We start from the raw sequence: 20,314 nt of genomic DNA on the forward strand, positions 1-20,314 counted from the left end.
TGTCTTTTTTTCGCCTAATATATATTACTTTTGCATATAACCAAGTAATACTGTAAATAAACTTATGTATAAAGACAATACTACATTTCTTCTTTTACAAAGAAAGTGTATCAATACCGACGATACTTCGACAATTTCCTCGGAAATATTTCCTTTCCCCACATAATTTGATACACTACATATGAACAGACACTTGTATTACATAAGCTAAAATCATAACTTACTGTACAAATTAAAAAGCACATTCTTCATATGAAGAATGTGCTTTTATGTTATTAACGTCTAATCCAAACAGCACCTGCAGACTTATCATCTGCTTGTCCAACAACTTGGAATTTAAGACCAAGGTTTGGAACTTTGCGTCCTGCGTCAGCAATTTGTTTGTTGCTGTATACTTTTGAATCATCAAATGTTGTAACACCTTGTAATCCAGTATAATTAAATTGTCCACGTGTTAATGAATTTGCACTCCATGCTGGCGTTTGATCAAATGAGAATGCAGCATCTGCAATTTGCATTCCAGTATTACCGTACGCTGGTTTTCCGTTTAGATTGCCAACTAACGCTTCTGGATGAGAGTCAACAACACCAAGGAATCCTTCACCTGGATGCACCCCAACCCAGTTATCTTTGAAGCTATCATCTGCATACCAAACGACAAGACCTGTATTATACACCGGGCCTCTTCCCGCTTTTAATCCACTATCTGACCCAGCATAGTTTCTCCACTCTAAGTAGTAATAATGAGCTTTCTTTTCTGTCCCATCAGAAACAACGAATCCATTTAACTTCATTTTAGATTGTCCTTCTGCATCATCAGAAAATACTACTTGGCCATCAACTGTTACATTTACACTATCCATTGCGAAGCCTTTATATGTTAAAGCCGGATCTGTAATGTAGTCGAATTGTAGTTTCACTTTCTTTCCTTTAAATTGACTTAAATCGTATGATTTATCAATCCATTTTCCATCGGTCGTATCTTTATCTCCTTGGACTACTTTTTCTCCAAGTCTATCAATTAATATTTTCGTTCCATCTTCCGTTACAGCATGTACTTCAATGAAATCGCACTCTGCTTCTAACTCATAATTTGCTTTATAATCGAACTTTGCATTTGTTCCCTTTGTTAAATCAAAGAACGGTGTTTCTAATGTTGTATGCATATCATCACCTCTTGTACTATAATATGCATGCTTTCCAAACTCAGGTTTAATCGTTTCAACACTCTTATCTGGTAAGTTAACACGTACAACACCTGGACGATTTGATTTCGTAACACTTTGATCAATATATGTAGGAATTCCTACACCACGCTTAATTTTATCGTAATCTACTTCTAATATTTTTGCCCAGTTACCACCCATATTCTTTTGTAAGAAGTCTTTATTTTGTGGTGAAAAACTAGTCGGCTCTGTTCCTGCAATTTTTCCTGTCCAACTGCCTCCACTCATTAATGACCAAGCTTCAACAGGTGAACCATTTCCAGTATATTTCGTATCATATTCATCCGGTAAACCAAGGTCATGTCCAAATTCATGTGCAAACACACCTACAGCGCCATCTTCTGGTTCAATTGTGTAATCATGCGCTGCTACTTTTCCACCAAAGTAATCTACCTTTGATTTTGTCCCTTCAATTGCTACTGGATCTGTAGCTAATTTTGAACGATGTGACCAGATTGCATCATCACCTAATTTACCGCCACCAGCTTCTTGACCAACACCAGAATGAATTACCATTAAATGATCAATTACACCGTCAGGTTCATTTTGATTCCCATCGCTATTTGTATCATATCTATCGAATTGATCGAACTGAGATAAGTCTAACCCTTTCTCAGCAGCTGCATGTAAAGCTTCCTTCACTAAATCACGTGCACCTTTTGGACCTTTATTATCGTGACCACTACTACCATCAGCTCCATAATCAGATGCTTTTCCTGGAACAGTTAGCCACTCCGTTACATATCCGTCTGTCGTATAGCTACCGCCAGACTGCTCTTCATAGTATTGTTTAAATGTTTTTACTTTCGAACCATCAAATAATGTATAAGGCTCATTACCAAACAACATCTTTTGATAATGTTCTCTACTAAAGTCTTTCGAATACATATAACCTGGTGTTTGATCAATATTATTATGTTTATAATCACTAAATTCAACGAGTAGCACTAATACTTTATCCGATCGAACAGATCCCTTATATGGAGCTTGCTTTGCCTTGGAAGTTGGAACTTGTCCATTCAATTGCTTTTTATTTGGTTCCGGCTTTTGCTCAGGGCTAACATTTTTTTCAGCCTTCTTTACGTTCTCCTTTTCTTCCATCTTTTTCTCTTTTACCTTTTTCACGAAATCAGATGCTTCTTGAGCAGCATCATCGGGAAGAATTTCTTTATTCGCCTGATCCCCTTGCTTTTTTTCAATATATTGCTCTACAGCCTTTTTTGTCTCTTCTTTAGACGATGCTGGATTAATTGTTCCTCTTTCTTTCAGCGCTTCCGCTAAACGATCTTCTTGAATTAAATTATGATCAATTGGCGTTGTAGACACACTTTCTTTTGCTGGCGTTTCTGCGTATGCTAACGGAGCACTCATTACAGATGTACATCCGATAATTGCCGCAATTGCTAACGTTGATAGTACTTTAAATGGAGCTTTTCTTTTCATCCTTTGTCTCTCCTTTTATAAAACTTAAAATTCAGATAAATAAGTGCATTTGAATCGAAATCCCCGCTTTCTGCCCTCCCTATATAAAAAGGCATAATTCTATAAACGTTAAGCTTTCTGTTATAGAATCATGCCCTCCAGTTTTCTGGTCAGACCCTCTATCTTTTTATCCCGCTATTCGCTGGGCAGTAAGACTCCCACCTCAAAATCCGGCGAATGTGAGGAAGTTAGGTGGGAGATAACTGCCCGTAAAATCCCGATTGGTGCGGGCTGATAATCAGTGGGGATGGACAAATCCCCCCTCTGATTAAAGTTTCACTTTATGTCGAAATGTGAAAAATAAAGAGTGATTTGTTATATATTAAATAGCTTATATTAAAAATTTAAAAGACAATATGCACAATTGCATGAAAATTCTTTCAAACAAAAAAAAGAACCCAAGTTAATTAAACTTGGGTTCTCCATTTCGTATTATTTCTCTTGTGTTTTTTCCCAATCAGCTAAGAATTTCTCAATTCCTTGATCTGTTAATGGGTGCTTCACTAATGAAGCGATTACGTTTGCTGGGATTGTTGCAATATGTGAACCGTTTAATGCTGCTTCTGTTACATGAACACTGTGACGTACAGATGCTGCAATGATTTCTGTTTCAATGCCGTGAATTGCAAAGATTTCTGCGATTTGGCGAATTAAGTCCATACCGTTATGACCGATATCATCTAGGCGACCTAAGAACGGTGAAACGTATGTCGCACCAGCGCGAGCTGCAAGTAATGCTTGCACTGCTGAGAATACTAATGTAACGTTTGTACGAATTCCTAAATCAGAGAATGCTTTTACTGCTTTTAAGCCTTCTGTTGTCATTGGAACTTTTACAACAACGTTTGGAGCGATTTTTGCTAACTCTTTTCCTTCTTCAATCATTTTATCAGCTTCTAAGCTAATTACTTCTGCGCTTACAGGTCCTTCAATAAAGCTGCAAATTTCACGAATACGCTCATGGAAATCTACGCCTTCTTTTGCTACAAGTGATGGATTTGTCGTTACTCCAGCTACTACACCTAATGCATTTGCCTCTTTAATTTCGTTAATGTTTGCTGTATCAATAAAAAATTTCATTTGTTATTCTTCCTTCCTAATTTTCATTTTATATTTATTTATTTTTTCTTAATAAGCTCTAATTCAATCGGAACAAATTTGTCCACTTTTTTACCTTGTGTTATTTCTTTCGCTGTTTCCATCGCCTTCTCTCCGATTAATTCCGGTTTTTGAGCGACTGTTGCTGCCATGCGCCCATCTTTAACCGCTTTTACAGCATCGTCCGTTGCATCAAATCCAACAACGACTACGTCCGTTTTACCAGCAGATTTCAACGCCTCAAGTGCGCCTAATGCCATTTCATCGTTATGAGCAAACACTGCTTTTATATCGCTATTTGCTTGCAAAATATTTTCCATAACGGATAACCCTTTTGCACGATCGAAATCAGCTGCTTGTTTTGCTACTACTTTTAAAGACTTATCAGCTACGTTATGGAATCCTTTCCCACGCTCACGAGCAGCAGACGATCCAGGGATTCCTTCTAACTCCGCAACATTTGTTCCTTCACCAACTAATTCCCGAATGTAATCACTAGCCATTTGACCACCTTCGACATTGTTAGAAGCAATGTGAGAAACAACTTTACCTGAATTCGCAACTCGGTCTACTGTAATAACAGGAACATTGGCTGCATTAGCTGCACTTACCGCTGAAGCAACGGCATCTGAGTCAGTTGGATTAATAACAACTACATCGACACCTTTTTGAATTAAATCTTCAACATCGTTTGTTTGCTTCGCTGCATCATTTTGTGCATCAACAGCAATTAGTTCAATGCCACTATCTTTTGCTTTCTTTTCTGCACCTTTTTTCAACGTGACAAAAAATGGATTATTTAAAGTGGAAACAGAAAATCCAACTTTAATAGTTTTATTTCGACCTTTATCGCTAGAATCCTTTGCCCAATCTGGTGGTTCCATTGAACAACCAGCAGTAACTACCATGATGCATGCAACGAGTATCAGTAACCATTTTTTCATGAATTGTCCCTCCATTACGCTTCTTTTCGACGATCAATTAGTACAGCTAGTAAGATTACAAGTCCTTTTACGACTTGTTGGAAGAAAGAAGATACACCTAATAAATTTAAACCGTTATTTAGTACACCAATAATAAGCACACCGATGAATGTACCAACAATCCATCCTCTTCCGCCAGAAAGACTCGTTCCTCCTAACACAACTGCAGCAATTGCATCTAATTCGTAAGAAGTACCAGCAGTCGGCTGTGCAGAATCTAACCTTGATGTTAAGACAATACCTGCAAGCGCTGCCAAAATTCCGGAAAGACCGTAAATCATTACTTTAATTCTCGTAACATTAATACCTGATAAAGCTGCGGCTTCTTCATTTCCACCAATCGCAAACGTACGGCGACCAAACGTTGTTTTCTTTAAAATAAAGTACAGTACTGCAAAAGCGATCATCATTGTAACGGCTGGCACAGGAATACCAAGGAAATAACCACGGCCAAACATTTGGAACATTAAATGATCACCAAGACCAGTGATCGGACGTCCGTCCATATAAACAAGCGTCAACCCGCGAAAAATAGTCATTGTTGCTAAAGTTGCAATAAACGGAGCTACTTTTCCCTTCGCAATAATGATACCGTTTACAATCCCCATTGCAAGACCTGCTAATAATCCAACTACCATTGCAAGGAACGGATCCATGCCACTTGCCATCATTCCGGCAACAAGTGCACTTGATAATGCTAAGATAGAACCTACCGATAAGTCAATACCCCCTGTTAAAATAACGAAGGTCATTCCAAATGCAATGAGTGCATTAATCGATACTTGGCGCAGTATATTAAATAAATTTGGAATTTCAATAAATGCTGGATTTAAAGCTGTAATTACTACGATAATTAATACTAATCCAATTAAAGAACCAAGTTGTTGTAATACATTCCCCTTTTTAGCCATATCTTACTCTCCCCCTGTAGCTAGTGCCATAATAGACTCTTGTGATGCCTGATCCTTCTCTAAAATACCACCGATTTTCCCCTCATGAATGACGAGAACTCGATCACTCATTCCTAAAACTTCTGGAAGCTCAGACGATACCATAATAACGGCATCTCCTTGCTCGGTAAGCTTATTCATAATAGAGTAAATTTCTTTTTTAGCCCCAACATCTACACCTCTCGTTGGTTCATCTAAAATGAGTAACTGCGGATGAATACCTAGCCATTTTGCAATTACAATCTTTTGTTGATTTCCACCAGAAAGAGATTTTACAGCTTGCTCTCCGTTTGCTGCTTTCACATTAAGAAGCTTCATCATATCCTCTGTAAATTGCTGTTCTAAACCTTTATTAACAACGCTTCCCTTTGAAAGACTTTCTAAATTTGGTAAAGCTAAATTTTCACGAATCGAAAAATCTAACACAAGCCCTTCAGATTTTCTATCCTCTGTAATAAAGGCAATTCGTTGTCTAATCGCATCAATCGGACTATCAATTTTTACTTCTTGTCCATTCATAAAAATTTGTCCTGAATCAAGCGGTTCATATCCAAATATTGCTTTCATAATATCCGTGCGACCAGCTCCCATCAAGCCCGCAACACCAAGGATTTCACCTTTTCTAACTTGAAACGAAACATTTTCAAATTTCCCCTTTTTCGTTCCGTTACGCATTTCAAAAATCACTTCGCCAATTTGACTATTTCGTTCTGGATAACGTTCACCAATACTGCGGCCCACCATCATGCTAACTACTTCATCAAATGATGTTTCCGGAATTAATCTCTTCCCTACATATTCTCCATCACGCAAAATCGTAATTGCATCACATATTGAAAAAATTTCTTCCATCCGGTGTGAAATATAAACGAATGAAACGCCCTCTTTACGTAATTTATTAATAACAATAAACAGCGTTTCAATTTCGCGATCAGTCAATGCTGCTGTAGGCTCATCCATAATAATAACACTTGCATTTGTCATTAATGCTTTAGCAATTTCAATAATTTGCTGTTGTCCAACTGATAGTTCACCTGCTAGCATAGCACCTCTCACATGTAGACCAAGATCTTCCAATTGCTGCTGGGCAATCGCATTCATTTGACGCGTACGTAAAATGCCCGTTTTCCCATACATTAACTCTTTTCCAAGAAACATATTTTCAGCTACCGTTAAATTCGGTAATATGTTCAACTCTTGATGGATAAATGCAATACCGTACTCTTCCGCTTCTTTCGCATTTTTAAAAGTTCGTTCTTGTCCATCAATTGTGACTGTTCCACTGTCTTTTTTATATACACCTGTTAGAATCTTCATGAGCGTCGATTTCCCCGCTCCATTTTCCCCCATCAATGCATGGACTTCTCCTGTTTCAATCATAAACTGTGCGTTTTTTAGAACAGGATTACCACTGAACGCTTTTGAAATGTTCTTCATTTCAATATGCATTCTCATCACATCCCTTTATTAAAAAATCACGCCTGCATGTAAAATAACATTCGCATAAGGCGTTGCTTCTCCTGTACGAATAATCGCCTTCGCTCTCTTTGTATGCTCTTTAAATTCCTTATGAGACACATATTCAAATGCTGGCTCTATTAATCGCATCTCAACTTCTTTATTTACCTCTGCATTATTCATAATAACTTCTTCTGCTAACGTCACTTTTTCAATTGCCATATCATCAGCAACAACTTGTAATACGTCTAAAAAACTAGGTTTTCCAATTTCAACTGCTAAATCAATTCGTTTTACTCCATCAGGAATAGGTAACCCGCAATCAGCAATTACAATCGTATCTGTATGTCCAAGTGAAGCAAGGACTGCCGCGATTTCACTATTTAATACACCGTGCTTTTTCATCCAACAATCACCTGCACTTCACGTACTCTCTCTCTCGTTGGCATACCGCCCTGTGCCCCAAGTTTCGTTACGGAAAGACCACCAGCAATATTTGCAAAACGAATTGCCTTTTGAAGTGTTACTCCTTCAGAAAGCGCAACTGCTAATGCACCGTTAAATGTATCACCTGCTCCAGTCGTATCTACTACATCTACAGCAATACTTGGAACTTGAACAACTTCCATTCCATTATGGAATCGAACACCGTTAGACCCTTCCGTCATCAATAGCTTATTTGGATATTTCGCAAGTAACTCTTCAATTGGTGATGTGAAATCATTTAATACGATGCGACATTCATGTTCATTCGGCGTAATATAAGTCGCTTTTTCTAAAATATCTTCTGATAAAAATTGTGCTGGAGCCGGATTCAGCATAACTGGAATTTTATGCTCCTCACAAATAGACAGAACGTATTTTACTGTTTCAAGCGGAATCTCTAGTTGAAGAACAACCATATCAGCTTTTACAAGAAGGTCTTTTGAACGATCTACAATCGACTCATTTACAAGAGCATTTGCCCCTTGCACAACAACAATACTGTTATCCTCTTCCGCTAAAACGATATGAGCAATTCCTGTCGTTCTATCTGTAACCGGTACCACATAGTCGATAAAAACACGTTCGTTCTCTAAATTTTTTCTAACTACTGTTCCGTAATCATCATTTCCTACTGCACCAACCATCGCTACATTTGCTCCCAATCTAGCTGCAGCAACTGCTTGGTTGGCCCCTTTTCCACCTGGGATCGTATGAAACGCTTCACCAATTACCGTTTCTCCTGCTTTCGGCCGTATTTTTGAAACAGCCACTAAGTCCATTGAAATACTACCTACTACTGCAATATTTGGCATCTGTCTCATCTCCTTACTTCGTTGTATTTCGTTCTATAATTTCAATCGGTAAACGATAGTGTTTCTCTTCTAATGGATTTCCTTCCATCTGCTCTAACAACAATTCTGTTGCAACTTTCCCCATTTCATAAATTGGCTGTGCAACAGTTGTAATAGATGGATACATCATTTCTGTTAAAGAAATTCCATCGAATCCGATAATTTGTAGCTCTTCTGGAATAGAAATTCCCTTTTGAAGTGCAGCCTTTACAACGCCGATTGCAATTAAATCATTCCCAGCAACAATTCCATCAATATGCGGATATTCTTCCAATAATTCCACCGTGACCTGTTCACTATTAGCTGGATCGAATGTACTCTCTGCAATCATATAAGAAAGATTATTTTGCGTAATAACGTCTACAAAACCTTCAAAACGTTCATTAGCTGTGCTCACATCACGCGGTCCGCGAATATGTGCAATATGTTTACACCCTTTGTCTATTAATAACTTTGTCGCTGCCTGACTCCCTGCATAGTTATCTGCATATACAGTAGGAATGCGCTCATTAAACATACGGTCAATCGCAACAACTGGAATAGACAAATTCATGTAATTAACACTATTTTGTGGATTCGTTGCCACAATAAACCCATCCACATTATTTTGTCTAAGCACATCAATGTATTGTTTCTCTTTTTCTAAACTTTCATCAGAGTTACAAAGGACAACTGTGTAACCTTGCTTATATGCTACATCTTCTACGGCACGTGCAACTTCTGGAAAGAATGGATTCACGATATTTGGAACAACTAAGCCAATTAAACGAGATTTTTTATTGTATAAAGAACGTGCTACTGTACTAGGTTTATAATCTAGCATTTCAATTGCTCGCTCTACTTTTTTTAATGTATCCTCATGAACATATCCATTTTTATTTAACACTCTGGAAACGGTCGCAACAGATACCCCTGCTAATTTTGCAACGTCTTTAATCGTACTCATTCTCTTTTCTCCTCATTTCATGTAACCGTTTACAGAAAATAATATAACGCATTTATAAAAATACGTCAATCATTTCTCACTAAAAAGCTTTTAAGGTTATACTCAAAAAAGCATCGCCATAAGGCGATGCTTTTTCATTACGAATATGATACCGTTTGTTCTTTCTCTTCTACAGCAGGCTCTTCAGCACCTTTTTTACGGTCAGACAGTTTAATTTTCTGTAAGAAAATCGTAAAGATAGCACCTACTATGATAAATACCAATCCTGTTAAGAATACAGTATGAAGTGAGTCCACTAAAGAGCTTTTCAAAATTGGTACGATGCTATTAGAAAATGCTTCTGGCATTTGTTTTAATGCCTCTGGACTAAATAGCATAGAATATAAACTTTGTGGATCTGTATGAATCATATCTTTAAATTTTGTTACCATTTGTCCCGCTTCTTTTGGGAATGTGTCTAATACAGGTACTAATTTATTTGTTAACGTTGTACCTGAAGTGTTATTCATAATTGATCCTAAAATTGTAATCCCAAAAGTTCCACCGATTTGACGGAAGAATTGACTTGATGATGTTACAACGCCAAGATCTTTTTTCGGGAAGCTTTCTTGTAATGCTAATGTTAATATCGGCATAACAAGACCCATTCCTAAACCGATAACCATCATATAAGAAGTAGCGGTAAGCTTAGTTGTATGCATATCCATCGTTGTTAATAGCCAGAAACCACCAGCCATAATAAGCATCCCTGTAATAATTTGTGGTTTCACACCAATTTTTAATACAAGTTGACCACCGATAATACTCATAACGATCATTGTAATCATCATCGGTGTCATAATTGTTCCTGATTCAGCAGCACTTACGCCTACAATTCCTTGCATAAAGAACGGTACGAACATAATTGCTCCAAACATTCCGATACTCATAAAGAAACCGATCGCATTCAGTAGTGTAAATGTGCGGTTTTTAAAGAAGTGCATCGGTAAAATTGGTTCTTCAGCCTTCGTTTCAACGATAACAAAGCTAACAATACCAATGGCAGCTAGTGCAAACAACCCGATAATTTGCCAAGATCCCCATGCATAATCTTTCCCGCCAAACGTTAACGCAAGTAATAAACTTACAACACCGAGAATCATCGTGAAGATTCCAGCGATATCAATTTTAATTGGTCCTGTTTGTTTATGTGCTTTTAATCCCATTGCAATAAAGATTGTCGCTAAAATACCAACTGGTAAGTTAATGTAGAATACCCATCTCCAGTTCACTGCGTCTACAATCCAACCACCAACTTGTGGTCCAATTACAGAAGCAAGACCGTATAAAGCGCCAAAAATCCCTTGCCATTTAGCACGTTCTTTTCCCGTGAACATATCTCCGATAATAATCATAGCCATTGGCATCATAATACCGCCACCAAGACCTTGAATACCACGGAAAATAATTAATTCTGTCATACCGTTTGCCATACCACATAACGCTGAACCAACCATAAAGATAATTAATCCTGCTATATATACGTTACGACGTCCAAGTAAATCCGCTAATTTACCTGCAATCGGTACAACCGTTGTTGATGTTAACATATAAGCTGTTGTTAACCATGTCATTAAACTTAATCCGCCTAGTTCACCGACGATACGCGGCATTGCTGTACCAACGATTGTTCCGTCCAATGCAGCAAATAGCATTGCGATTACTAAACCGATTAACAACAACTTTCTATTCTGATTCTCTTGTTGCTCCATGTAATCTCCTCAATTCCTCTTAGTTTTTCTCTTTTTTCTCTTGTGTCCCGCAAATAATTGTTTCTAGCTTTTCAAAGAGGCGTAACAAATCTTCCCTCTCTTGTAATTCTAAGTGTGAGAAGTATTTTGCAATATGCTCATTACGAGCCGCCATCGCTTCTTTTACTGTAGCTTTCCCCTTTTTAGTTAGCTCAATGATAACAACGCGGCGATCATTATCGTCGTGATAGCGCTCTACTAACCCATGATCAATTAAACGATCAATCATTACTGTAATCGCACTCGGTTTCACGTACATTTTCTCCGCCAATTGTGTCGCTCTTGAAGCTCCGTAATGATCTAAAATCTTTAAAATATAAAACTGCGGTGGTGTAAGTCCTGATGCTTGCATTTGTTCTAATAGCTCTGTTTGCATTTTCTTTCCTATAGCGAATGTAAGAGCTTGAATCTTATCAATATGAGTCATATCATTTGGCATGTTATCCACCTCTTATTTAAGCAATAAAATATTTAATGTATTTAAATATTAACCCCACAAACAAACTACGTCAACAACTTTCTTTATAAAAACGTTTACATTCTTGTCACAAAGTTGTATAATTTTCGTCGAAGTTAATATTGACAGTCACGGAGAATCGGAGTATACGGCTATGAATCATAAAAAAGGGAGCTTTTTTATATTTCATAGCCTTTTTGTATTCTCTCTGTCTTAAAACGCTTCCAATTAATTAGGGGAGGATTTTCATTTTATGTTTTTCACACAATTATTTAAACCTGCGCCCCACGCAGAACGCTTACCAGCTAATCGCACTGATAGCGAATACCGCAAATTGCGTTTGCAAGTATTCTTAGGCATCTTCATCGGTTATGCGGGTTACTACTTTGTTCGAAAAAACTTTTCACTCGCAATGCCATACTTAATCGAACAAGGCTTTAGTAAAGGGGAACTTGGGGTTATCCTTTCAGCAGTATCTATCGCTTACGGATTAAGTAAATTTCTTATGGGTATCGTATCCGATCGTTGTAATCCTCGCTACTTTTTAGCAGCTGGGCTATTTTTATCCGGTATCATTAATATTATTTTCGGCTCATTTTCTTTCATTACAACGAGCATTATACTTATGTTTGTACTTCAGTTTTTAAATGGATGGGTACAAGGTATGGGATGGCCTCCTTGTGGTCGTACGATGGTTCACTGGTTCTCCGTTAGTGAACGTGGTACAAAAATGTCTATTTGGAACGTCGCTCATAATGTCGGCGGCGCGCTTATGCCCTCTCTCGTTACATTAGGCTTATATTTCTTTGCAAATGACTGGAAAAGTATATTTTACTTCCCAGGTATTCTTTCAATTTTAGTGGGGATTTATGTATTAATTACGATGAGAGATACACCTCAATCTTGCGGATTACCTTCTATTGAAGAACATACTGGGGAATATCCATCAGATGAAAAAGTAGCGGACCGTGAACGCGAACTTTCGGTAAAGGAAATTTTATTTAAATACGTATTAAACAATAAGTTTTTATGGTACATCGCTATCGCTAACGTTTTTGTTTATTTCGTTCGTTACGGCGTTGTAGACTGGGCTCCTACTTATTTAGTAGAAGAAAAAAGCTTTACTCATAGTAGCTCACGTACAGCTTACGCTCTATATGAATGGGCTGGTATTCCAGGTACACTTCTTTGCGGATGGATGAGTGATAAACTGTTTAAAGGGCGCCGCGCACCTGCTGGTATTTTATTTATGGTCGGTGTATTCATTGCCGTTCTTGTTTACTGGCTAAATCCTGCTGGCCATCCAATCATTGATAGTATCGCACTTGTTTCCATTGGATTTTTAATTTATGGACCTGTTATGTTAATTGGCCTACACGCTCTTGACTTAGCACCAAAGAAAGCTGCTGGAACTGCCGCTGGGTTAACTGGGTTCTTCGGTTACCTAGGCGGAGCTACTTTTGCTAGCGCAGCTATGGGCTTTATTGTAGATGGATTCGGATGGGACGGCGGATTCATTTTGCTACTTGCTTCTTGTGTGCTTGCAATGTTCTTCCTTGCTCTTACTTTAAATACAGGATCTGCAAAACAAAAACAAGCTTAAACACTAATATTATACTTACAAAAAAAAGAGAGACAATTCTTTCCAGAACGTCTCTCTTTTTTCTACATATAGTACTTTTTTATTACAAATAATTTATCAATCCAACCCATAATTGTTAGCGTTTTAAAAAGGTTTTTATCCTTATATTACTGCGTCTCATCTCTATATAAAAAGATTTTTGAATATTTACTCTTGTCAAACATTGTCATTTTATATTAAAATAACAACATACTAAATATTTAGTCTTTTCAGAAAAGATGGAGGGATAACCATGAAGAATCCACTTCTTCGCATTGAAAACTTACAGACTTCCTTTCGCATACAAGATCAATATCATGCAGCAGTTGATAACGTTTCGTTAACTGTCCATGAAAATGAAATTGTCGCGATAGTTGGTGAATCAGGTTGCGGAAAAAGTGCACTTGCCCTTTCCATTATGCGACTGCATAATGAAGCAAATACAAAATTACAAGGGCAACTTAACTATAGAGATAAGGATTTACTTACTATGTCGACCGCAGAGATGAATAAAGTACGCGGATCAAACATCGGTATGATTTTCCAGGAACCTCTTACAGCACTCGATCCTCTTATGACAGTTGGAAAACAAATCGAAGAAAACTTAGACTACCACACAAACCTTTCGAAAGCAGAAAAGAAAGAACGCACCTTAGAACTACTCCATCAAGTTGGTATTCCAAAACCAGAACTTACATATAAACAATACCCTCACGAATTATCTGGCGGAATGAGACAAAGAATTGTTATCGCGATTGCGATTGCTTGTAACCCAGCACTCATTATTGCGGATGAGCCAACAACGGCTCTTGACGTAACTATCCAAGCACAAATTTTAGACTTACTAAAATCTATTCAAGAACAAACGAAAATGGGCATCATTTTAATTACACATGATTTAAGCGTTGTTGCCGAAACAGCTGATCGTATTGTCGTTATGTATGCAGGACAAGTTGTAGAAACAGGAACAGTAGAAGAGATTTTTAATAACCCTCTTCACCCATATACTCGTTCTCTATTAAACTCAATTCCATCTGCGTATGCTGAAAAAGAAAAACTGCATGTAATTCAAGGCGTGGTTCCTTCGTTAGCTAAGCTTCCTCGCACAGGTTGCCGATTCCAAGCCCGAATCCCGTGGGTTAGACCAGATCAGCATGAGGAAAATCCTGTTTTACATGAAGTAAAACCAGACCATTGGGTACGTTGTACTTGCTATAAGCACTTCAACTTCCAACATAAGAAAGGAGATGACGTAACTCATGGCACTGCTTAAAGTAGAAGATTTAAAAGTACACTTTCCAATTAAAGGCGGTTTCTTCGGACGTACATTAGATTATATACGAGCTGTCGATGGCGTAAGCTTTGAATTACAACCTGGTGAAACATATGGAATCGTTGGTGAATCAGGTAGCGGCAAGTCAACAACGGGTAAAGCAATTATGCACTTAACGAAAGCGACAGGCGGTAGCATTCATTTTAATAATAGGGATTTAACGAAATTAAGTCGCTCTGAGTTAAGAGAACAACGAAAAGATATCCAAATGATTTTCCAAGATCCATATTCATCGCTAAACCCGAAGAAACGTGTTCTCGATATTATTGCCGAGCCTCTTCGGAATTTTGAGAAGCTCTCGCCTGATGAAGAACGTAGAACCGTTCAAGGGTATCTTAGTATAGTTGGATTAAATCCAGAGTCTATTTATAAATACCCACATGAATTTTCCGGTGGACAAAGACAGCGGATTGGTATTGCACGCGCACTTACATTAAAACCGAAGCTTATTATCGCAGATGAACCTGTATCTGCACTTGACGTGTCGGTACAAGCTCAAGTTTTAAACTTCTTACAAGATTTACAATCTGAACTCGGACTAACATACTTATTTATTAGTCATGATTTAGGTGTAATTCGCCATATGTGTGACCGTATCGGTGTTATGTATCGCGGACGCATTGTGGAAGAAGCAACTAGTGCTGAAATTTATAATAATCCACAGCACATCTATACGAAGCGCCTAATATCAGCTATTCCTGATATTCGTCCAGAAAACCGCGAGCAACAACGTAAATTGCGTCGTGAGGTAAGCGCTGAGTATGAGAAATCCTACGAAAATTATTTCAATGAAAATGGACGTGCTTACGATTTAAAACCAATCTCGCCAACTCACCGGGTGGCATTACCTTAAGGGAGTGATAAAACATGTGGAAATTTATATTACGCCGGGTTTTAGTTATGATACCGCAATTATTCATATTAAGCGTACTCGTCTTTACACTGGCTAAGGCAATGCCAGGTGATGCATTAAGTGGCGCTGAACTAGCAAATCCAAAAGCCGATCCAAAAGTGATTGAAGAACAACGTGAAAAACTAGGTTTAAACGATCCTATTCCCACTCAATATGTAAGGTGGATTTCAAATGCCATGCAAGGGGATTTCGGTATTTCTTACGCACATAAAATAAAAGTAACAGATATTATTGGGGAACGTCTTGGCAATACAATACTGTTAGCTCTTTTTATTCTTATTCTTACTTACTTAATTGCTATTCCACTTGGAGTTATAAGTGGACGTTGGAATGATACGTGGGCTGATCGACTCATTACGCTATATAACTTTTTAGGATTCGGTACACCACTGTTTATTTTCGGATTAGTAATGTTATTCTTATTCGGCTTTTTATATCCAATTTTCCCTACGAGTGGTAGCGTTGCCCCACAAGTTGCAACCGGATCATTTGATTACTATTTAAGTAAATTAAATCATATGATTTTACCAGCTTTATCTGGGGCATTAATTGGAACTGTAGGAACTGTCCAATATTTACGAAGTGAAATTATCGATACGAAACATAAAGATTTTGTACGCACGGTAAAGGCAAAAGGTGTACCAGAATCTAAAGTATATTCCAGACATATTTTACGAAATTCATTTTTACCAATCGCAGCATTTTTAGGCTATGAAATTACAGGTTTAGTTGGGGGCTCTATTATTCTAGAAAATATTTTCGGCTACCCAGGAATTGGACAACTATTTTTCCAATCTATCACTCAACGTGATTTCAGTGTCGTAACTGCTCTTGTATTATTTACTGGATTCGCAACGCTACTCGGGACTCTTCTTTCCGATATTATTCTAAGCATCGTTGATCCACGTATTCGTATTGATTAATGGAGGTGAAGAAACGTTATGTTAGCAAATCCTGAAAAACAAACTGAAGTCATTCATTACGAAAAGAGCCCTTCTGGTTTCTCCATTATGTGGCGAGAATTTCGTAAAGATAAACTAGCAATGTTTTCTCTATTCTTTTTAGCTTTAATATTAATAGCCGTTTACGCAACTTCATTTATTATGAAGCAAGAAGATATCGTCCGAGTCGATCTGTTCGCCATTTATGATCCTCCTTCTGCTGAACATTGGTTAGGAACTGATTATGGAGGTCGCGATATTTTCGGACAATTAATTATTGGTACACGTAACTCCTTTACAGTTGGTTTAGCTATCACTCTTTTATCAACCCTTATCGGTCTTACGATGGGACTAATTGCTGGCTATTTTGGAGGAGTTGTCGATAACATCATTATGCGTTTTATCGACTTTATGATGATTTTACCATTCTTAATGATTGTTATCGTGTTTATCTCACTCGTTCCAACTTTCAATATTACGACATTTATTCTCATAATGACCGCTTTCTTATGGGTCGGAAAAGCAAGGCTGATACGTTCTAAAGTATTGACTGAGAAAGAACTTGATTACGTATCTGCATCAAAAACGTTAGGAACACCAAATTGGAAAATAATCTTCCAGCAAATATTACCTAATTTAAGTTCTATTATCATCGTAAATATTACATTAAATCTTGCTGGTAACATCGGAATTGAATCTAGTTTAACTTACTTAGGCTTCGGTCTACCAGAGAGCACACCAAGTCTTGGTACACTTGTAAGTTACGCAACTAACCCAGATGTATTGCAAGAAAAGTGGTGGATTTGGTTACCCGCATCAATCATGATTTTAGTGTTGATGCTGTGTATAAATTTTATTGGTCAAGCGTTAAAGCGTGCGGCTGATGCGAGACAAAGAAAAGGATAAGGGGTGGAGAAGTTATGAACAAACCAAAACTGTACAAAGTATTAAGTACACTTGCTGCTTCAACATTATTACTATCTGCATGTGGGGGTGCTGATAGCAGTAGTAAAAAAGCAAACACAAAAAAAGTAGAAACAAATAAATTTAGTGCTGCTGTAAAAAATGACGGTAAAGAAATTAAAGACGGATCATTAACTTATGGACTCGTTTCAAATTCACCTTTCGCTGGTGTTTTAAGTAGAGTATTGTATGAAGTTGCTCCAGATTCAGAAATTATGGATTTCTTTGATGAACAATTATTAGCTACAGATAAAAACTGGGAAATTACAAATGAAGGTGCTGCAACTTATACAATTTCTGAAGATAAAAAAACAATTACAATTAAAATTAAAGATAATGTAAAATGGCATGATGGTAACCCTTTAACAGCTGAGGATTTAGAATATTCTTACTTAATTATCGGTAATAGTAAATATACAGGTATTCGTTACGATACACAAATGCAAATGATTGAAGGTATGGAAGAATATCACACTGGAAAAGCTGACAAAATTTCTGGTATTAAAGTAGTCGATCCAAAAACAATTTCCATTACTTATAAAGAAGTAAACCCTTCACTGAAAACTGGTATTTGGACATATCCTACACCTAAAAAATATTTAGGTGATGTACCAATTGAAAAACTAGCTGAATCAGATAAAATCCGTCAAAATCCAATTGGATTCGGTCCATTTAAAGTGAAAAAAATCGTTCCTGGTGAATCAGTTGAGTATGAGCGCTTTGATGATTACTGGGGTGGCAAACCTAAGCTAAAAAATGTAACATTAAAAGTTGTAAATCCATCTATTGTTAGTGCATCTCTGAAAAAAGGTGATATTGATATTGCATCAATTACTGCTGATCAATATCCGAACGTAAGTAAATTAAAAAACACACAACTAATTGGTAAAACTGACCTTGCTTACACTTATATCGGATTTAAGTTCGGACATATGGACAAAGCAAAGAATGAAGCTGTAATGGATAACGATAAGTTCAAAGACGTTCGTTTACGTCAAGCGATGGCATATGCAATTGATAGAGAAAAATTAGGAGAAAAAGTATATCACGGACTTCGTGTTCCAGCTAACTCTCCAATTCCACCATCTATGCCAAAGTACCATAATAACAGTGTTGGCGCATATAACTTAGATGTAGATAAAGCGAAAAAACTATTAGATGAAGCTGGCTATAAAGACAAGAATGGTGATGGATTCCGTGAGGATCCAAAAGGTAATGAATTTAAAATTAACTTCCTAGCTAGTAACGGTAGTGAGACAAGTGAACCACTTGCAAAATTCTATATTCAATCTTGGAAAGATATCGGCTTAAAAGTAGAACTTCTTGATGGACGCTTACACGAATTTAATGCTATGCGTGATATGATTAAAAAAGATGATCCGAAGGTTGATATTTTCTCTGGTGCTTGGAATACTGGCTCTGACCCTGACCTTTCTGGCCTATGGGGCAAAAATGCCGGATTCAACTACCAGCGCTGGGTAAATGATGAAAATACGAAGTTATTAGACGCAGGATTATCAGAAAAAGCTACTGATGAAAAATATCGTAAAGAAATATACGATAAATGGCAAAAATTAATTCATGACGAAGCACCGATGATTCCAATTCATTACACATTTGATTTAACAGGTGTTAATAAGCGCGTAAAAAATTATGATGTCAACACTGAAGTAAATCAAATAACTTCACATTGGAAAGACGTTACTGTAACAAGTGAGAAGCCAGAAGTAGAAAAATAATCATACAAATAGCTCTTAGCATCTACATACATGCTAAGAGCTATTTTTTATTTACAATCCTTTTCTTACTATTTATAACAACCAATTCCTTCCCTACTATAAAATCAAAAAATTTGATGAATCATCTTTATTAAAACAGCTAAAGTAACAGATCCAGCAAATCCCCCTAAACAAATAAGACCCACACCTTGGCTATATGATAAATTTTGGAATGCTTTCATCTTTTTCATCCTCCCTATCTCCCCTTTGATACTCTTATTTTACCAATGGACTAATTTTCATAACATCGATTTCGCTGACAACTAACTTACAAATTTGTAAGTTAACAATTTCCCTTTAAACTTATATATCTAGTATGTCCACGCTCTCCCCCTTTATACATCAAAAAAGACCTCGAATCATATCAAGGTCCTGCTTACACTACATAATATCTCACTCAACTTATTTTATCCCGCTATTCGCCGGGCAGTAAGACCCCCACCTCAAAATTTAGTGAAAGCAACGAAGTTAGGCGGGGATCGGGCTGCCCATAAAAGCCCGATTGGTGAAGGCTAATAATCAGTGGGGATGAACAAAACCCCCACTGATTAAAAGTTCACTTTATAATCATAACTGGACATTTCACACGCTTTGCTATTTTATGACTTACACTACCAAGCACCATCTCTTGCAGTGTATTTAGCCCTCTACTCCCAGCAATAATAAGATCTATATCTCCTGTATTTACATATTGAACAATCGTATCTCCTGGATCGCCATGTAGAATCGTAATTTTGTAGGGAATGTTCTCTTTCTTTAATAAACCCTCAATCTCTTTTAATTTATCTTTTCGACTAGCTGATATTGTTTCTAAATCCGTTTGTCCTTGTATAATATCTGACTTTGCCGTTCTATTATCTACTACGTACACAACTTCAACATGTGTCTCTTCGTTAAATTTCGCAATATATGTTGCATGCTCGGCTGCTCGAAGTGCATGTTCAGAACCATCGCATGCTAATAAAATTTGTTTGTACATATGCTGAATCCCCTTTTCGTTATCCTACTCGTATTATATAATAAAGCCCCCTAAAAAGG

Annotated in this window: 18 protein-coding genes; 6 read left to right on the top strand and 12 right to left on the bottom strand. The window is 37.3% G+C overall.

Annotated elements, in window-relative coordinates; genetic code table 11:
* Positions 1–275 precede the first annotated feature (275 nt).
* The 10 genes from inhA2 to QCI75_RS23510 all read right to left on the bottom strand — a co-directional run bounded on the left by inhA2 (position 276) and on the right by QCI75_RS23510 (position 11,709).
* Positions 276–2,669 (bottom strand): M6 family metalloprotease immune inhibitor InhA2, encoded by a 2,394-nt coding sequence (inhA2, locus tag QCI75_RS23465; RefSeq protein WP_353761268.1) that lies wholly within the window; start codon positions 2,667–2,669, stop codon positions 276–278.
* A 471-nt stretch (positions 2,670–3,140) separates the two neighbouring features.
* Positions 3,141–3,788 carry a fructose-6-phosphate aldolase gene (gene fsa / locus QCI75_RS23470; protein WP_000667669.1) on the bottom strand — a complete coding sequence of 216 codons (648 nt, stop codon included), beginning with the start codon at positions 3,786–3,788 and terminating at the stop codon, positions 3,141–3,143.
* 38 nt (positions 3,789–3,826) lie between these two features.
* A complete protein-coding gene (rbsB, locus tag QCI75_RS23475; protein WP_002159286.1) occupies positions 3,827–4,750 on the bottom strand; it encodes a ribose ABC transporter substrate-binding protein RbsB in 924 nt (307 codons plus the stop codon).
* 14 nt (positions 4,751–4,764) lie between these two features.
* Positions 4,765–5,700, bottom strand: a complete 936-nt coding sequence (locus QCI75_RS23480) for an ABC transporter permease subunit (protein ID WP_002029798.1) — start codon at positions 5,698–5,700, stop codon at positions 4,765–4,767.
* Positions 5,701–5,703: 3 nt separating this feature from the next.
* Positions 5,704–7,188 (bottom strand): ribose ABC transporter ATP-binding protein RbsA, encoded by a 1,485-nt coding sequence (gene rbsA, locus QCI75_RS23485; RefSeq protein ID WP_144506918.1) that lies wholly within the window; start codon positions 7,186–7,188, stop codon positions 5,704–5,706.
* Positions 7,189–7,206: 18 nt separating this feature from the next.
* The gene (rbsD, locus tag QCI75_RS23490) at positions 7,207–7,602 is read right to left on the bottom strand and encodes a D-ribose pyranase (protein WP_098779609.1); all 396 of its coding nucleotides are present in this window, start codon (positions 7,600–7,602) and stop codon (positions 7,207–7,209) included.
* The gene (gene rbsK / locus QCI75_RS23495; RefSeq protein WP_144506919.1) at positions 7,599–8,495 is read right to left on the bottom strand and encodes a ribokinase; all 897 of its coding nucleotides are present in this window, start codon (positions 8,493–8,495) and stop codon (positions 7,599–7,601) included. The genes rbsD and rbsK overlap by 4 nt, the downstream gene beginning before the upstream one ends.
* A gap of 13 nt (positions 8,496–8,508) precedes the next feature.
* A complete protein-coding gene (gene rbsR / locus QCI75_RS23500; protein ID WP_144506920.1) occupies positions 8,509–9,480 on the bottom strand; it encodes a ribose operon transcriptional repressor RbsR in 972 nt (323 codons plus the stop codon).
* A 137-nt stretch (positions 9,481–9,617) separates the two neighbouring features.
* A complete protein-coding gene (locus QCI75_RS23505) occupies positions 9,618–11,231 on the bottom strand; it encodes an MDR family MFS transporter (protein WP_144506921.1) in 1,614 nt (537 codons plus the stop codon).
* A gap of 19 nt (positions 11,232–11,250) precedes the next feature.
* Positions 11,251–11,709, bottom strand: coding sequence for a MarR family winged helix-turn-helix transcriptional regulator (locus QCI75_RS23510; RefSeq protein WP_144506922.1), 459 nt, complete (start codon positions 11,707–11,709; stop codon positions 11,251–11,253).
* Between the two features lie 271 nt (positions 11,710–11,980).
* On the opposite strand from QCI75_RS23510, the gene glpT reads away from it, so the two are divergent.
* The 6 genes from glpT (at position 11,981) to opp4A (ending at position 19,237) form a co-directional block, all read left to right on the top strand.
* Positions 11,981–13,330, top strand: coding sequence for a glycerol-3-phosphate transporter (glpT, locus tag QCI75_RS23515; RefSeq protein ID WP_353761270.1), 1,350 nt, complete (start codon positions 11,981–11,983; stop codon positions 13,328–13,330).
* A 271-nt stretch (positions 13,331–13,601) separates the two neighbouring features.
* Entirely contained in the window at positions 13,602–14,621 is a 1,020-nt protein-coding gene (locus QCI75_RS23520) for an ABC transporter ATP-binding protein (RefSeq protein ID WP_016126562.1), read from the top strand.
* The gene (locus QCI75_RS23525) at positions 14,608–15,534 is read left to right on the top strand and encodes an ABC transporter ATP-binding protein (protein ID WP_353761272.1); all 927 of its coding nucleotides are present in this window, start codon (positions 14,608–14,610) and stop codon (positions 15,532–15,534) included. The genes QCI75_RS23520 and QCI75_RS23525 overlap by 14 nt, the downstream gene beginning before the upstream one ends.
* A gap of 14 nt (positions 15,535–15,548) precedes the next feature.
* Positions 15,549–16,517, top strand: a complete 969-nt coding sequence (gene opp4B, locus QCI75_RS23530; protein ID WP_353761274.1) for an oligopeptide ABC transporter permease — start codon at positions 15,549–15,551, stop codon at positions 16,515–16,517.
* A gap of 18 nt (positions 16,518–16,535) precedes the next feature.
* Positions 16,536–17,441, top strand: a complete 906-nt coding sequence (locus tag QCI75_RS23535; protein WP_000880731.1) for an ABC transporter permease — start codon at positions 16,536–16,538, stop codon at positions 17,439–17,441.
* Between the two features lie 14 nt (positions 17,442–17,455).
* Positions 17,456–19,237 (top strand): oligopeptide ABC transporter substrate-binding protein, encoded by a 1,782-nt coding sequence (gene opp4A / locus QCI75_RS23540; protein ID WP_144506926.1) that lies wholly within the window; start codon positions 17,456–17,458, stop codon positions 19,235–19,237.
* A 104-nt stretch (positions 19,238–19,341) separates the two neighbouring features.
* On the opposite strand, the gene QCI75_RS23545 is transcribed toward opp4A, so the two are convergent.
* Both QCI75_RS23545 and QCI75_RS23550 read right to left on the bottom strand, forming a co-directional pair.
* A complete protein-coding gene (locus QCI75_RS23545) occupies positions 19,342–19,467 on the bottom strand; it encodes a DUF4027 family protein (RefSeq protein ID WP_144506927.1) in 126 nt (41 codons plus the stop codon).
* 365 nt (positions 19,468–19,832) lie between these two features.
* Positions 19,833–20,255, bottom strand: a complete 423-nt coding sequence (locus QCI75_RS23550; protein ID WP_044444492.1) for a universal stress protein — start codon at positions 20,253–20,255, stop codon at positions 19,833–19,835.
* Positions 20,256–20,314: the final 59 nt, after the last annotated feature.

Origin of the sequence: Bacillus cereus group sp. RP43 (genome assembly GCF_040459645.1) — a bacterium.
In the GTDB taxonomy this organism is placed as follows: Bacteria; Bacillota; Bacilli; order Bacillales; family Bacillaceae_G; genus Bacillus_A; species Bacillus_A mycoides_C.